The organism is Pseudoalteromonas sp. R86517 (genome assembly GCF_042466295.1).
Taxonomy (GTDB): Bacteria; Pseudomonadota; Gammaproteobacteria; order Enterobacterales; family Alteromonadaceae; genus Pseudoalteromonas; species Pseudoalteromonas atlantica.
This window is the reverse complement of the sequence record NZ_JAXHCB010000001.1, coordinates 1519858-1536048: the sequence shown is the minus strand read 5'-3', so window position 1 is coordinate 1536048 and position 16191 is coordinate 1519858. Positions and strand designations below refer to the sequence as shown.

General features: G+C 43.7%; 15 protein-coding genes. 8 read left to right on the top strand and 7 right to left on the bottom strand.

Annotation, left to right across the window (positions count from 1 at the left end; translation table 11 throughout):
• Positions 1–24 precede the first annotated feature (24 nt).
• Genes SJY38_RS06915 through SJY38_RS06890 form a run of 6 tightly spaced genes read right to left on the bottom strand, consistent with a single transcriptional unit; the run spans position 25 to position 6987 of the window.
• Positions 25–927 (bottom strand): hydroxymethylglutaryl-CoA lyase, encoded by a 903-nt coding sequence (locus tag SJY38_RS06915; protein ID WP_377109479.1) that lies wholly within the window; start codon positions 925–927, stop codon positions 25–27.
• Positions 927–2918: an acetyl/propionyl/methylcrotonyl-CoA carboxylase subunit alpha gene (locus tag SJY38_RS06910; protein WP_377109478.1), complete on the bottom strand. Its 1992-nt coding sequence runs from the start codon at positions 2916–2918 to the stop codon at positions 927–929. Before SJY38_RS06910 ends, SJY38_RS06915 begins: the two co-directional genes overlap by 1 nt.
• An 8-nt stretch (positions 2919–2926) precedes the next feature.
• Positions 2927–3697 (bottom strand): enoyl-CoA hydratase/isomerase family protein, encoded by a 771-nt coding sequence (locus SJY38_RS06905; protein WP_004587898.1) that lies wholly within the window; start codon positions 3695–3697, stop codon positions 2927–2929.
• A gap of 13 nt (positions 3698–3710) precedes the next feature.
• Positions 3711–5318 (bottom strand): carboxyl transferase domain-containing protein, encoded by a 1608-nt coding sequence (locus SJY38_RS06900; protein ID WP_377109477.1) that lies wholly within the window; start codon positions 5316–5318, stop codon positions 3711–3713.
• A gap of 10 nt (positions 5319–5328) precedes the next feature.
• Positions 5329–6504, bottom strand: coding sequence for an isovaleryl-CoA dehydrogenase (locus SJY38_RS06895; RefSeq protein ID WP_377109476.1), 1176 nt, complete (start codon positions 6502–6504; stop codon positions 5329–5331).
• Between the two features lie 48 nt (positions 6505–6552).
• Positions 6553–6987 carry a MerR family DNA-binding transcriptional regulator gene (locus tag SJY38_RS06890; RefSeq protein ID WP_004587901.1) on the bottom strand — a complete coding sequence of 145 codons (435 nt, stop codon included), beginning with the start codon at positions 6985–6987 and terminating at the stop codon, positions 6553–6555.
• A gap of 330 nt (positions 6988–7317) precedes the next feature.
• Between SJY38_RS06890 and SJY38_RS06885 the strand changes: the two genes are divergently transcribed.
• From SJY38_RS06885 to SJY38_RS06855, 7 genes are all read left to right on the top strand, one after another.
• Positions 7318–8499 (top strand): acetyl-CoA C-acyltransferase, encoded by a 1182-nt coding sequence (locus tag SJY38_RS06885; RefSeq protein ID WP_064385417.1) that lies wholly within the window; start codon positions 7318–7320, stop codon positions 8497–8499.
• A gap of 103 nt (positions 8500–8602) precedes the next feature.
• Positions 8603–10093 (top strand): CoA-acylating methylmalonate-semialdehyde dehydrogenase, encoded by a 1491-nt coding sequence (locus SJY38_RS06880; protein WP_029771902.1) that lies wholly within the window; start codon positions 8603–8605, stop codon positions 10091–10093.
• A gap of 141 nt (positions 10094–10234) precedes the next feature.
• Complete coding sequence (locus tag SJY38_RS06875) at positions 10235–11392, top strand: acyl-CoA dehydrogenase family protein (RefSeq protein ID WP_138611235.1); 1158 nt, start codon at positions 10235–10237, stop codon at positions 11390–11392.
• Positions 11393–11402: 10 nt separating this feature from the next.
• Positions 11403–12188, top strand: coding sequence for an enoyl-CoA hydratase (locus SJY38_RS06870; protein ID WP_058549150.1), 786 nt, complete (start codon positions 11403–11405; stop codon positions 12186–12188).
• Positions 12188–13354: an enoyl-CoA hydratase/isomerase family protein gene (locus SJY38_RS06865; protein WP_377109475.1), complete on the top strand. Its 1167-nt coding sequence runs from the start codon at positions 12188–12190 to the stop codon at positions 13352–13354. The genes SJY38_RS06870 and SJY38_RS06865 overlap by 1 nt, the downstream gene beginning before the upstream one ends.
• A complete protein-coding gene (gene mmsB / locus SJY38_RS06860) occupies positions 13351–14250 on the top strand; it encodes a 3-hydroxyisobutyrate dehydrogenase (RefSeq protein ID WP_377109474.1) in 900 nt (299 codons plus the stop codon). The genes SJY38_RS06865 and mmsB overlap by 4 nt, the downstream gene beginning before the upstream one ends.
• A gap of 9 nt (positions 14251–14259) precedes the next feature.
• Positions 14260–15030 (top strand): SDR family oxidoreductase, encoded by a 771-nt coding sequence (locus SJY38_RS06855; RefSeq protein ID WP_024034127.1) that lies wholly within the window; start codon positions 14260–14262, stop codon positions 15028–15030.
• A gap of 154 nt (positions 15031–15184) precedes the next feature.
• Here the strand turns inward: SJY38_RS06855 and SJY38_RS06850 are convergent, their stop codons facing one another.
• A complete protein-coding gene (locus SJY38_RS06850; protein ID WP_377110199.1) occupies positions 15185–15331 on the bottom strand; it encodes a phage integrase N-terminal SAM-like domain-containing protein in 147 nt (48 codons plus the stop codon).
• A gap of 291 nt (positions 15332–15622) precedes the next feature.
• On the opposite strand from SJY38_RS06850, the gene SJY38_RS06845 reads away from it, so the two are divergent.
• Positions 15623–16120: an SHOCT domain-containing protein gene (locus SJY38_RS06845; RefSeq protein ID WP_273606989.1), complete on the top strand. Its 498-nt coding sequence runs from the start codon at positions 15623–15625 to the stop codon at positions 16118–16120.
• Positions 16121–16191: the final 71 nt, after the last annotated feature.

The window sequence follows — 16191 nt, the reverse complement described above, 5'->3', positions numbered from 1 at the left end:
ACTGCCATTTGGCAAGTTAAGCTATTATTTTTGTGTGTTGCCTAATGCAATTGAAACTTTGCTTACAGGCGTTTTGCCAAGTGCTTGTGTAATTTTCCAACCAGCGCTACTTAACCTTTGTAAATCAATTCCATGTTCAATGCCAAGCCCATTGAGTAAGTAAACCACATCTTCGGTGGCAACATTTCCTGACGCCCCTTTGGCATAAGGGCAGCCGCCAAGGCCTGCAACAGCGGCATCAACCGTTGCTATACCTAAGCTTAACGCTGCGTAAATATTTGTGAGCGCTTGCCCGTAGGTATCATGAAAATGCACAGCCAGTTTTGATTTATCAATATGTTCAAGCAAAAGTGTTAAAAGCTGGGTAACTTTATTTGCAGTGCCAACACCTATGGTATCGCCAAGGCTTATTTCGTAGCAGCCTAAATCTAAAAGCTTTTGCGAAACGCTAAGTACTTTATGCGGGTCTATTTCTCCCTCATAAGGGCAACCGAGTACACAACTTACATAACCGCGTACACGTATGTTATTGGCTTTTGCAAATGCCATAACGTCGCTAAAACGCTCAATACTCTCATCAATACTGCAATTTATATTTTTTTGACAGAACGATTCGCTTGCCGCGGTAAATATGGCAAATTCTTTTATGCCAACGGCATGGGCCGCTTGAGCGCCTTTTAAGTTGGGTGTAAGCGCACTTAAATTTACATGGGGTAAATTAAGCGCTGTTATCACCTCGGCCGAATCGGCCATTTGTGGCACCCATTTAGGCGATACAAAAGCACCGGCTTCAATATTTTTTAAGCCCGCGTCACTGAGTGCATTTATTAATGAAATTTTATCAGATGCAGTGACTGATTTTTCGTTTTGTAGGCCATCACGCGCGCCTACTTCAACAATTTTAAATTCAGTTGGAAAAGCAGCCATCACGATGCCTCCTGCGCCGTGGTGTCTTCTACGATTGCTAATAAAGCGCCGTGCGAAACTAATTCGCCTTCATCAAAGCAGTAGCTTTGTAAAATACCATCATGAGGTGCATTGAGCGTGTATTCCATTTTCATGGCTTCAATAATCACTACGGCATCGCCTTTGGTAATGGTGCTGCCTACATCAACTAAATGCTTAACCACAGTGCCATTAAGTGGCGCCGCAAGGGGCAGGGCGTCGCTTTCATGGCTGCTAATGTAATGTTTAGTGTATAAAGCAAGCTTAATTTGCAGCGCAGCAAACATCACGCTAATACTATTATCAACGAGGCTAACATGGGCGGTAAATTTTTCCCCATTAATAAACACATTACATACGTTTTGGTTTACAGAGCCTGCTATATCGAACGACTTATTATTATGCGTAACAACATAACCCGTTTTAGTTTTAACGGCGCTTATAGCTAAGTCTGTAAATGGTACATCCACTTTTTGGGGTGCGTTAAGCGTAAAACCACTGAGTTGCTGCCACGGGCTTGCGCTTTGCTGAGTTACTCTTTCAGCACTAAGCGATTCAAGGTAGACAAAGGCTGCAATTAGTTGTGCTTTTTCAAGCGCGGCGCTATCAACACTTACCAATGCATCGCCTTGCTCGGCAATAAAGTGGGTGCTTGGCGCACCTTGAGCAAATGTAGGGTGGCTTGCTAAGTTGTGTAAAAAGCCAATATTAGTGCTAAAACCCGCTAAGTGAAATTGCTCAAGTGCTTGGCGTAAACGCGATAATGCTTGCTCTCGGTTATCATCATGCACAATCAGTTTTGCAATCATCGGGTCGTAAAACGGGCTTATTTCATCGCCTTGTGCAATACCGGTATCAATACGTACAAACTCACTGTTAAGCGGTGTGCTTAACGCTTCTATTGTGCCCGAGCAGGGGATAAAGTCGTTACTTGGATCTTCTGCATAAATACGCGCTTCAAAGCTGTGGCCTTGGAGTTGTATATCTGATTGCGTTAACGGCAGTGTTTGCCCAGCAGCAACATTAATTTGCCAATTAACTAAATCTACACCAGTTACCATTTCGGTCACTGGGTGCTCTACTTGTAGGCGCGTGTTCATTTCCATAAAGAAAAACTCATCGCCACACAGTAAAAACTCAACCGTACCTGCACCTCTGTAGTTTATTGCAAGGGCACAGCGTACTGCGGCTTCACCCATTTCTTTACGCAGTTCATCAGACAAACCAGGCGCTGGGGCTTCTTCAATGACTTTTTGATGACGGCGCTGTAATGAGCAATCACGATCCCCTAAATAAACACAGTTACCGTGGTTATCGGCAAAAACTTGTACTTCAACATGGCGAGGCTGGTTAACATAGCGCTCAAGCAGTACTAAGTCGTTACCAAAGCCCGCAATTGCTTCACGCTGTGCGCCCTCAAGTGCACTTATAAAGTCTTTGGCATGCTCAACAACGCGCATGCCTTTACCGCCACCACCAAAGGCCGCTTTAATTAGCACGGGGTAGCCAATTTTTTCAGCTTCAGATTGTAAAAAAGCAGGGTCTTGGTTATCACCGTAATAGCCTGGCACTAATGGTACATTTGCCGCGGCCATTATTTCTTTGGCGCGGGTTTTAGAGCCCATGGCTTCTATGCTGCTTGCAAGTGGGCCAATAAACGCAATGTTGTTAGCTTCACAGGCGTTAGCAAACTCACTGTTTTCAGATAAAAAACCGTACCCAGGATGTATACAATCGGCACCGCTTGTTTTTGCAACCTGTAAAATTTTATCTGTTACAAGGTATGAGTCTTTACTTGGTGCAGGGCCAATGTGGTAGGCCTCATCAGCCATTTTTACATGTTGTGCGTGTTTGTCGGCGTCAGAGTAAACAGCGACCGTTGTTAGGCCCATTTGCTTTGCACTTCGCATTATACGGCATGCAATTTCACCACGGTTGGCAATGAGTATCTTTTTTAATGTGTGTGTGTTCATAATTAGTCCTACAGTTGCCAAGCGGGAGGGCGTTTATCAAAAAAGGCGCTTAGTCCTTCTTGGCCTTCGTCCGATACCCGAATATTTGCAATACGTTCGGCCGTGAGTTCAATAAGATCATCATTAATAGGCTTATTTGCTACATCGTTAATTAATGATTTAGCGGCTTTTACAGCTACTGGGCCGTTATCGATTAATGTTTGCAGCATGTTATCAAGGGCACAGTCTAAATTACCGGTCACCTGATGAACCAAACCAAGTTGTTTTGCTGTGTGGGCATCAAACACCTCGGCAGTTAAAAAGTAGCGGCGCGCAGCACGCTCACCAATGGCTTTAATTACATACGGGCTAATTACCGCAGGAATAAGCCCTAGTTTTACTTCGCTTAAACAAAACTGCGCATCGTCTTTACTTAGGGCAATATCGCAACATGCAATTAAGCCTAACGCTCCTCCAAATGCAGCGCCTTGTACAGCACATATAGTTGGGTGAGGAGAGGCGGCTAGTACCTGCATTAATTTAGCGAGCTGCATAGAGTCGGCCAGGTTATCAGCGTAGTTGTTATCAGCCATTGATTTCATCCAGGCTAAATCGGCACCGGCAGAAAAGTGCTTGCCTTCAGTTTTTAAAACCAAAGCGCGAATATCGAGCGTATTTGCATGCTCTATGCACTGAATTAGCTCGTGTATTACTTCACTATTAAATGCGTTACGTTTTTCAACTCGGCTTAAAACAAGTACAGCCACATTAGATTTTGTTATTTGTAGTGTTACTGACATTTTTGCGCTCCGGTTACATTCTAAATACGCCAAACTTAGAGTCTTGCTGTGGTGCATTTTTAGCTGCACTTAAGGCAAGGCCTAATACGTTTCGGGTATCGGCAGGGTCAATAATGCCGTCGTCCCACAAGCGTGCGCTTGCGTAATACGGATGGCCTTGCTCTTCGTACTGATCAATAATTGGCTTTTTAAAATCGCTAACTTCTTGCTCACTCATACTATGGCCTTTACGTGCTAAGCCATCTTGCTTAACTTGCGCCATTACACCGGCGGCTTGCTCACCGCCCATTACCGAAATACGGGCATTGGGCCACATCCACATCATGGTAGGTTCAAATGCGCGGCCACACATACCGTAGTTACCCGCGCCGTAAGAGCCACCAATTAGTACCGTAAATTTTGGCACATCGGCACATGAAACCGCCATTACCATTTTAGCGCCGTGCTTTGCTATGCCTTCAGCTTCGTATTTTTTACCCACCATAAAGCCGGTTATATTTTGCAAAAACACTAAAGGAATATTGCGCTGTGCACATAGTTGAATAAAGTGCGCGCCTTTTTGTGCCGACTCACTAAATAAAATGCCGTTATTAGCCACTATGCCTACAGGGTTACCGTAAATGCTGGCAAAACCTGTGACCAGCGTTTCACCAAAGTAGCGTTTAAATTCATCAAACGATGAATCATCAACCGTACGGGCAATAACTTCAAGCACATCAAACGGCTTTTTAAGGTCAGTGCCTACAATGCCGTAAAGCTCGTTTATATCGTAACGTGGCGGTTTTACATCCTCTAAAAGAGGGGCTGTAGGGCGCGTGTAATTAATACGCTCAATACATTGGCGGGCAATAGACAGCGCATGCTCGTCATTTTCTGCAAAGTGGTCAGCCACACCCGATGTTTTACAATGTACATCGGCGCCGCCTAATTCTTCGGCGCTTACTACTTCACCGGTCGCTGCTTTTACAAGCGGCGGGCCGGCCAAAAATATAGTGCCTTGCTCTTTTACTATTATGCTTTCATCGGCCATAGCGGGTACGTAGGCGCCACCTGCGGTACACAAACCCATTACCACAGCAATTTGAGGAATACCTTTACCCGACATACGGGCTTGGTTGTAAAAAATACGACCAAAATGTAATTTATCAGGAAATACATCGTCTTGCTCGGGCAGGTTGGCACCGCCCGAATCAACTAAATAAATACAGGGTAAGTGACAGCGCTCGGCTATATCTTGCGCGCGTAAATGCTTTTTAACGGTAAGCGGAAAGTACGTACCGCCTTTTACCGTGGCATCATTTGCAATGATCATGCATTCAATGCCTTTAACACGGCCAATACCGGCAACTACACCTGCACAGGCAATTTCTTGCTCGTACACACCAAAGGCCGCAAATTGTGAAATTTCTAAAAACGGTGAGCCTTCATCTAATAAAGTGCTAATACGGTCGCGTACAAATAACTTACCTCGGCCTTCGTGACGCTCTTTTAACGCAGCGCCGCCACCTAAGCTAATGGTGGCTACTTTACTGTGTAAATCATCAACCAAAGCTGCCATGTTTTTGTGATTTTGCACAAAAGTAGGATCGTGAGGATTAACGCTCGATTTTAATATCGTCATAATTTAATCCTTAACGGCTTTCGGTAAAGAGTTCGCGGCCAATAAGCATGCGGCGTATTTCTGATGTACCAGCACCAATTTCGTATAGTTTGGCATCACGCAATAAGCGCCCTGTGGCGTATTCGTTTATGTAGCCGTTACCCCCTAAAATTTGAATAGCATCAAGCGCCATTTTAGTGGCAAGCTCAGCGGCATATAAAATGGCGCCGGCGGCATCTTTACGGGTGGTTTCGCCGCGGTCACACGCTTTTGCAACGGTATAAACGTATGAGCGCGCTGCGTTCATTTGCGTATACATGTCGGCCACTTTGCCTTGAATTAACTGAAATTGGCCAATAGGGGTGTCGAACTGTTTACGTTCATGAATGTACGGTACAACAATATCCATACAGGCTTGCATTATGCCAAGGGGGCCTGCAGCAAGTACTACACGTTCGTAATCTAGGCCGCTCATTAGTACCTTAACGCCTTCGTTTAGGTTACCTAAAATGTTTTCTTCTGGTACTTCGCAGTTTTCAAACACCAGCTCACACGTGTTTGAGCCACGCATACCAAGCTTGTCTAGCTTTTGCGCGGTAGAAAAACCAGGGAAGTCTTTTTCAACAATAAATGCGGTAATGCCTTTAGCGCCGGCTTCTAAATCTGTTTTTGCATAAATAACAAATGTGTGTGCATCGGGGCCGTTGGTGATCCACATTTTATTGCCATTTAAAATGTATTTATCGCCTTTTTTTTCAGCTTTAAGTTTCATTGATACCACGTCAGAGCCTGCATTTGGTTCGCTCATGGCAAGGGCACCAATGTGTTCACCACTAATAAGTTTTGGTAGGTATTTTTCTTTTTGTGCTTGGTTACCGTTACGGTTAATTTGATTTACACACAAGTTTGAATGCGCACCATAGCTTAAGCCAATTGATGCACTCGCACGGCTAATTTCTTCCATTGCAATTACATGCTCTAAGTAACCTAAGCCTGCACCGCCAAAGTCTTCAGAAACGGTCATGCCTAGTACACCCATTTCGCCCATTTGCGGCCAAAGCTGATTAGGAAACGAGTTATCTATATCGGTTTGTTCAGCCAGTGGCGCAATTTCTTGGCTTGCAAAGCTATTTACATGGTCGCGGATCATATCGGCGGTTTCGCCAAGGCCAAAGTTCATCTCTTTATAAAGTGAAATAGTGCTCATGATTCATTCCTGTGTGTGTTGTCAGTGTGTTTTTATTATTAAAATAGGCTACTCGTCTATTTTATTAAGTGTGTCTCTGCAGCGCCGCTCCGCTGTCACTAATTCCATAAGCACAACTTTTATGTCGTCCATTTGCTGAGAAAGGTCGGCTTTTTTCTCTGCTATTAAATCGAGCATAGTCACCAGCTGTTTAGCGCTTGATTTATCAGCGTCGTACAGTTCAAACAAACGGCCTGTTTCAGCCAATGTAAAGCCTAAGCGTTTGCCACGCAGTATTAGTTTTAAGCGAACTTTGTCGCGTTTTGAATAAATACGGGTTTGGCCATTGCGCTCTGGGCTTACTAAACCTTGGTCTTCGTAAAAACGAATAGAGCGGGTGGTAATATCAAACTCTTTAGCTAAATCGCTAATACTAAAGGTTTGATCGTTACTGCTTGGCGCTTTTGCAGAACTTGCAAAGTTTGTTTGGTTATCTGGTTTCATAGTTGTGTTTACCTCATTCGAATAACTCCAATATAAGTGAAGTTTACGTAAAGGTAAAGCTTGGTGTGGTATGAAACTATTTATAAAGGAGTGTTGATGTGAAATGTTAAGTTATACTATTAATATTCAATAGTTTATTTTTATTAATTGTTCACTTCGCCGTTACTGGAAAATAATGCTTACACTTTTAAAACTAAAAATTAAACGCTTTTTAGTTGACGTTAGCGTAAACGTTAGTATTGTGTAAGGGTGTTAAACAATAAATGAATACTAAATTAATAGAGCAAATATTCTAACAACTATTTGCATATAAATACAACGGAGTTAATTATGACTTTAGAATCAGTGGTAATTGTAGCAGCAAAGCGTACGCCAATGGGTGGGTTTATGGGCGCATTGACCGATGCACAATCTACCGAGCTTGGCGCAACTGCCATTGCAAGTGCGCTTGCACAAACTGGTTTAGCAAATGATGCAATAGATGAAGTAATTATGGGCTGTGTATTGCCAGCGGGCCTTGGCCAAGCGCCAGCACGCCAAGCAATGTTAAAAGCAGGCCTTGCTCTGGGCACGGGTGCTACCACCATTAATAAAGTATGTGGCTCTGGTTTAAAAGCCGCCATGCTCGCAAACGACTTAATTAAAGCGGGCTCAATTAGCAGTGCAATTGCTGGTGGCATGGAAAGCATGAGTAACGCACCGTATTTTATACCTAAAGCACGTGGCGGTATGCGTATGGGCCACGGCGAAATAAAAGATCATATGATGAGCGATGGCCTAGAAGATGCTTACGATAACAAAGCAATGGGCTGTTTTGCACAAGATACTGCCGATGAGTACGGCATTGGCCGTGAGCAAATGGATGAGTTTGCACTTAGCTCTTTAAGTAAAGCTAATGCGGCAATTGAAAACGGCAGCTTTGAAAACGAAATTGCGCCGCACACCATAAAAACTCGCAAAGGCGATGTAACCGTATCGGTTGATGAGCAACCCGGTAATGCCCGCCCAGAAAAAATACCAAGCCTGCGTGCTGCCTTTAAAAAAGACGGCACCATCACTGCGGCTAATTCATCGTCAATTTCTGATGGTGGCGCAGCGCTTATATTAATGAGCGAATCAAAAGCTAAAGAGCAAGGCTTAACACCGCTTTGTAAAATTGTAGCGCACAGCACGCACTCTCAAAAACCAAGCGAATTTACTGTAGCACCTGTGGGCGCTATGAACAGTGTGCTTGAAAAAGCAGGCTGGACAACTGCTGATGTTGACCTGTGGGAAATTAACGAAGCCTTTGCCATGGTTACCATGCTTGCTATTAACGAATTAAAACTTGATGAGAGCAAAGTAAACGTAAACGGTGGGGCGTGTGCACTTGGCCACCCAATTGGTGCCAGCGGCGCGAGAATTTTAGTCACGCTTATTCACGCACTTAAAAACCGTGGCCTTAAAAAAGGAATTGCGTCTTTATGTATTGGTGGCGGCGAAGCTGTAGCCATGGCTGTAGAGGCTTACTAACAAAAAAGTTAATTAACGAACAGCAACTAAAATGCACCGTACTCATACTAATAACAAAACGGTGCCATTTTTTAAAAGAACACACTAACAACAGGATTTACCCATGCACCAAGTTCCACTACTTATAAATGGCGAATTTGTTCAGTCGGCTTCAAACGAGCTTATTGATGTAATTAACCCAGCAAACCAAGAAGTACTTGCGCAAGTTCCATGCACTACCGACTCAGAAATGGATGCAGCGATTGCCTCGGCCTCAGAAACATTTAAAACATGGAAAGATGTGCCCATTACCGAGCGTGCCCGCATTATGATGAAATACGCGGCGCTGTTAAAAGAGCACCACGATGAGCTTGCAACCATTATTTGCCACGAACTAGGTAAAACGTTTGAAGATGCAAAAGGCGATGTATGGCGCGGTATTGAAGTAGTAGAACAAGCAGCTAACGCACCGTCACTAATGATGGGCGAAACAATGGAAAACGTTGCCCGTAAAATCGATACCTATTCTTACATGCAGCCCCTTGGCGTATGTGCAGGCATTACGCCGTTTAACTTTCCGGCGATGATCCCACTTTGGATGTTTCCGCTAGCTATTGTATGTGGTAACACCTTTATTTTAAAACCCTCTGAGCAAGACCCGCTCACTCCAATGCGTTTAGCTGAGCTATTTATTGAAGCCGGCGCACCAAAAGGCGTATTACAAGTGGTTCATGGTACAAAACCGCAAGTAGACCGCTTATTAGAAGACAAAGCCGTACGTGCAATTTCGTTTGTGGGCTCGTGTGGTGTAGGTGCATACATTTATTCTAAAGGCACACAAAACCTTAAGCGCGTACAAGCGTGTGTGGGTGCTAAAAATCACATGGTTATTATGCCAGATGCGAGTAAATCGCACGTGGTAAATAACCTAGTTGGCGCATCGGTTGGTGCAGCAGGCCAGCGTTGTATGGGTATTTCGGTGGCTGTGTTTGTAGGCCAAGCAAGTGAGTGGGTAGATGAAATAAAAGCAGGCTTTGAAACCGTACGCCCAGGCGTGTGGGATGACAAAGACGCAGCCTACGGCCCACAAACATCAAAAGCAGCAAAAGAGCGTATTTTATCGCTTATAGCAAGCGGTAAAGAGCAAGGCGCCACCTGTTTAATTGATGGCTCAAACTACACAGTAGAGGGCTTTGATCAAGGTAACTGGGTTGGCCCAACTCTATTTACCGATGTGACAAAAGAGATGGACTTATACAAAGAAGAAATCTTTGGCCCTGTGCTTGCCTGTATGTTTGTAGATACGCTTGATGAGGCAATTGCCCTTATTAACGAAAGCCCGTACGGCAACGGTACCTCGTTATTTACCTCAAGTGGCGCTGCGGCTCGTAAATTTCAACACGAAATAGAAGTGGGCCAAGTGGGTATTAATGTGCCTATTCCGGTGCCGCTGCCGTTTTTCTCGTTTACGGGTTGGAAAGGCTCGTTTTACGGCGATACACACACTTATGGTAAGCAAGGTATACGTTTTTACACAGAAACTAAAACCATTACCTCACGTTGGTTTGAAGACGACATCGCTTCAGGTCCAAACATGAGCATTAATTTAAAATAAACACACTCAAAAATAATAATAAAGAAGGGCGCAAAGGCTAAACCCGCTGACAAGCAACTAGAACACACACATCAGCCTTTGCCGCTCTTCACTCATTTACCCTAATGGGACACACTAACAACACAATTAAAGAGGTCTACCATGGACTTTAACTTATCAGAAGATCAACAAGCCTTTGCAGAAACTGCACGCCAATTTGCAGAATCAGAACTTGCTCCACATGCAGCAAAGTGGGATCGCGAGCATATTTTTCCTAAAGATACGATTAAAGCGGCGGGCGAGCTTGGCTTTTGCGGTTTATACACGCCAGAGGAAGCCGGCGGCCTTGGTTTATCACGTTTAGATTCAAGCATTATATTTGAGCAGCTTGCGATGGGCTGTACAGCTACAACGGCCATGCTAACTATTCATAATATGGCTACGTGGATGGTAGCTAGTTTTGGTACAGATGCAGTTAAAGATGCATACGTAGAGCAACTAGTAATGGGCGAGCTACTTGCCTCTTATTGTTTAACTGAGCCAGGGGCGGGCTCAGATGCAGCATCACTAAAAACAAAAGCTGTGCTTGAAGGTGATGAGTACGTTATTAACGGCTCAAAAATGTTTATATCGGGTGCAGGTGAAACTGAAGTTTTAGTGGTTATGGCGCGTACCGGTGGCGAAGGTGCTGCGGGTATTTCGGCATTTGTAGTCCCTGCCGACGCACAAGGCGTTGAATACGGTAAAGCAGAAGAGAAAATGGGTTGGAACGCACAACCAACACGCTTAATTAGTTTTGAAGATGTACGTATTCCGGCGCATAACTTATTAGGTAAAGAGGGCGAAGGCTTTAAATTTGCCATGCAAGGCCTAGATGGCGGGCGCATTAATATTGCCACATGCTCAATTGGTACAGCACAAGCTGCGCTAAACACGGCAAAAGAGTACTTAAAAGAGCGCACTCAATTTGGTAAACCCTTGGCTGCGTTTCAGGCTTTGCAGTTTAAAATTGCAGATATGAACACTGAGCTTGTAGCTGCGCGCCAAATGGTAAGGCTGGCGGCATTTAAACTTGATACCGGCGATAGTGAAAAAACTACCTACTGTGCCATGGCTAAACGTTTTGCCACCGATGTTGGCTTTAACGTGTGTAACGAGGCACTGCAAGTACATGGTGGTTACGGTTACATAAAAGAATACCCGCTTGAGCGCCATGTACGTGATGTACGCGTTCATCAAATTTTAGAAGGCACTAACGAAATTATGCGTGTAATTATAGCGCGCCGTATTTTAGCCGAGTCTGCAAGCGACGTTTTATAAGGAGCAAGTTATGTCACAATCTAACCCAAGTATTGAACTGACTACCGAAGGCCATGTTGCTATTTTAACTATGTGTAACCCACCAGCTAATACCTGGACAAAAGACACCTTAATTGATTTAAAAAACAAAGTTAACGAGCTTAATAACAACAAAAACATTTATGCCTTAGTGCTTACTGGCGAAGGCGAGAAGTTTTTTAGCGCCGGGGCCGATTTAAACGTATTTGCTAGTGGCGATAAAGGCGTTGCCGCTGATATGTCGCGTGTATTTGGTGAAGCCTTTGAAGCACTGACTAATTTTACAGGGGTGTCGGTTGCGGCCATTAACGGTTATGCCATGGGCGGCGGGCTAGAAGTAGCGCTTGCGTGTGATATTCGTATAGCAGAAGAGCAGGCACAAATGGCACTGCCAGAGGCAAAAGTGGGTTTATTACCGTGCGCGGGTGGCACACAAAATTTAGCATGGCTTGTTGGCGAAGGCTGGGCAAAACGCATGATTTTATGTGGCGAGCGCTTAAAAGCCGATAAAGCCTTACAAATTGGCTTAGTAGAAGAAGTAGTCCCACAAGGGGAAAGCTTTGCAGCGGCATTAAAACTTGCCAATCAAGTAAGCGAACAAAGCCCAAGCTCGGTAGCTGCATGTAAAACGCTTATACAAAAAGGGCGCCATCAACCTATGGCAAGCGTATTGCCTCTTGAGCGTGAATTGTTTGTTGGGCTGTTTGATACACAAGATCAACAAGAGGGCGTTAATGCCTTTTTAGAAAAACGCCGCGCAAATTGGGTAAATGGCTAATGAGTAATTTAACGTTATTAAATAATGCCGATGACCCCGTGCTATTTGAAACGGCAAGTGCAGCAAATGGCAGCTTAATTGGGCTTATTACACTCAACGTACCTAAAGCATTAAACGCCCTTAATTTTGACATGATCAAATTACTCGAGCCGCAGCTGCTCGCTTGGCAAAGCGATGATGCAATTGCAATGGTATTGTTAAAAGGCGCAGGGGATAAAGCATTTTGCGCTGGTGGCGATGTAGTTAGCCTTCATCATGCAATGGCGCAAGGAAAACCAACAAGCTTAGTGGAAGACTTTTTTACCCTAGAGTACCAGCTGGACTACCTTATTCATTGCTACGAAAAACCACTTTTAGTATGGGGGCACGGCATAGTAATGGGGGGCGGTTTAGGCCTAATGGCCGGTGCTAGCCACCGCGTAGTAACCGAAACATCGCGCATTGCTATGCCAGAGCAAACCATAGGCTTATACCCAGATGTAGGCGGTAGTTACTTTTTACATAAAATGCCACAAAGCGTCGGGCTATTTTTAGGGCTAACATCGGCCTCTATTAATTGTGAAGATGCACGCTTTGTATCGCTAGCCGATTACTTTATCGACAGCACTAAATATGATGCCATGCTAGCGCAAATTTTAGCGGCTAAGTGGGGCAAAACCGCAAGCTTAAATCATGAGCGTTTGACTAAATTATTAACCGATTTAGATAACCAATCTGCGCGTATGCCCAAAGGCAATATTAAAGCTAACTTAGCAACCATTCAAAAATTAGCTGAATTTAATACGCTACAAGAACAAGTTGATTATATTTTAGGCCTAGCTACTGACGATAAATGGCTGCAACGCGCCCAAAAATCACTTAAGCATGGTTGCCCACTAAGTTGCGCGCTAGTAAGTGAGCAGCTAAAAGCCAGTAAAGGCAAAAGCTTACTAGCGTGCTTTAAAATGGAGCTGGGTATGTCGGTACGCGCTGGCGAAGTAGGTGAATTTCAAGAAGGCGTAAGAGCACTATTAATAGATAAAGACGGCGCGCCTAATTGGCAATACAAAACACTGAGTGATGTACCACAACCCATAATAGAGAGCTTTTTTGCTAACCGTTTTAGCGAAAACCACCCTCTCAATGGCTTAGACACCCCCAACACACACATAAAGGAAAGACGATGACTAAACTAAATATTGGTTTTATCGGCTTAGGTAATATGGGCGGCCCTATGGCGGCTAACTTAATTAAAGCCGGCCATAATGTTACAGCATTTGATTTAAACCAGTCGGTCTTAAATGAACTCGCAAGTAAAGGCGCACACGCAGCTGAAAATGCAAAAGCATGTGCAACCAATGCCGATATACTTATTAGTATGTTACCTGCGGGCAAACATGTTAAATCACTTTATTTAGGCAATAACGATGATAGCGGCTTAATTAATGTGCTTAGCAAAAACACCTTAGTGATAGATTGCTCAACAATAGATGCAGAGTCGGCCCGTGTGGTTGGCAGCGCACTTGGCGAGCAGGGTATTAGCTTTGTAGATGCACCGGTATCGGGCGGTGTTGCTGGGGCAACCGCAGGCACGCTTACGTTTATTGTTGGTGGTAGTAAAGCCGCGTTTAATACCGCACAACCTGTGCTTAATGATATGGGTAAAAACATATTTCATGCAGGTGATATTGGCGCAGGACAAGTTGCAAAAATATGCAACAACATGTTGTTAAGTATTTTAATGGCAGGTACGAGCGAAGCCCTGCAAATGGGTATTAATAATGGGCTAGATGCAAAAGTACTCAGCGACATTATGACTGCAAGCTCTGGCCGTAACTGGACGCTTGAGCTTTACAACCCATGCCCAGGCGTAATGGATACAGCCCCTGCAAGTAACGATTACAAACCGGGCTTTATGGTCGATTTAATGGCTAAAGATTTAGGGCTTGCCATGGAAGCCGCGCAGCAAAGTAATTCTTCAACCCCAATGGGTTCAATGGCTAAAAATTTATACACTATGCTACAGCACCAAGGTGCTGGCAGTGATGATTTTAGCGCCATTTTTAAACTGTTTTCTAAGTAGGAGCAAGGCGTGGAAATTAAAAATAACACGGTAGTAATAACCGGTGGCGCACAAGGTTTAGGCTTTGCAATGGCGCAAAAATTTGCCCTTATGGGCGCTAACATCGCACTTATAGATATGGCGCAAGAGTTATTAAACACAGCGTGCGAGAAACTAACACAGCTTGAAGGTGTATCTGGCACTATTAAAGGCTACGCCGCAAACGTAACTGTTGAGAGCGAAGTAGAAAACGTATTTAATACTATTAACAGCGATTTTGGCCACATTGGCGTGCTTATAAACAACGCTGGCATTTTACGCGACGGCATGTTTATAAAAGCAAAAGACGGCAAAGTGGTTAAAAAAATGTCACTTGAGCAATTTCAATCAGTGATTGATGTAAATCTCACTGGCGTATTTTTAGCAGGGCGCGAAGCTGCAAGCCACATGATTGAGTCAGGCAAAGGCGGCGTAATAGTGAATATGTCGAGCGTAGCGCGCGCGGGTAATATTGGGCAAACAAACTACGCAGCTTCAAAAGCAGGCGTAGTGGCACTTACCACCACGTGGGCTAAAGAGCTTGGCCGCTTTGGTATACGCGTAGGCGCTATTGCACCAGGTGTAATAAGTACCGCTATGACCGACGCCATGAAACCCGAAGCCAAACAGCGCATGCTTGCAGTAACACCCGTAGGGCGTTTAGGCGAAAGCGACGAAATTGCCCATACTGCACAGTACATAATCGAAAACGACTTTTTCACCGGTCGCGTGGTTGAAATAGACGGCGGTATTCGTTTGTAAACCGAACTAGGTTAAGATTGATTTAAAAAGCATGGCACTTGTGGGCTGTGCTTTTTTGTTTTAAAAAATGCCTAATAAGAGTGGCTTTTGAATCACCTCTTTAAATAATAAGCTCAACGCATTTAAAGCTTGGTTTGAGTGTTAGGAGCCACTTTTATTGGTTGACTAAGTGATTCAAAATAAGTTCGGCCTCATTATTTCCCATTGTTGTTGGGTGCCTCATAGAGTTAAATCGAATAAACGAAGCTATCCAGTATAAATACGCTTTAATGGTACTTTTAGCAAAACGCTTTAGATACATTTGTTCGGCTATCATAGTTAAAAAAGATGATTTCATGATATGAATCTCTAGTAAAAATCAACTGTATATATAGACAGTGCTTGTTGTTTTGTCCAATATTACTGATCTCCACCATTTCGGTGTATTTGTGCATTGATTAAAAATATTCTCCAGTTAACTAATTGTTTACAGGTGTTTATTTGATGGTTAAGATAAATGCACTGTAATATATGGACATTTGTCGGTTTATAAAACGACAAATGTCGTAGACAAAATTGTTAAGTGTTTTGGTCATATCAACCTAAGGGGTTTATGAAAAAGTTATTTTGTGTTGCTCCAATCTTTTTGTTTTTGAGTGCTTGTTCAAGTATGTCGCCAATTCAAAAGGAAAGTGAAAGCACTTCACATTTTGAAGGTGCAGTATATGAAGGCAAAGATTTTTATACCTTAGATGAAGAAGTTCAAGGTGAAAGATATAGAGTCTTTCATCAAGCATCTACAGGTTTTAGTGGAACGTCCGGAATTAGGAAGTCTGCGACCAAAAGAGCAAATGATTTTTGCCGTAAAAAAGATCGCAATAAAAAAATGTTAACTGTTTCAGAGCATACTGCTGCCCCACCATATATCCTTGGAAACTTCCCAAGAATAGAAATAATTTTTGTATGCGTTGATAAAGAGCTTACACAAACAACTGTAGCGGTAACCGACAAATATGAGCGCCTAATAAAAATCAAAGAGCTTCTAGATACCGGTACGCTGACCCAAGCAGAGTTTGAAGCTGAAAAGAAAAAAATATTAGCTGAGAAATAACACTTAACAAGGCCATTAAACGGACACGTAACAGTCGGCTCGCGACTTATTATAGCCAACGTTACTTAGCC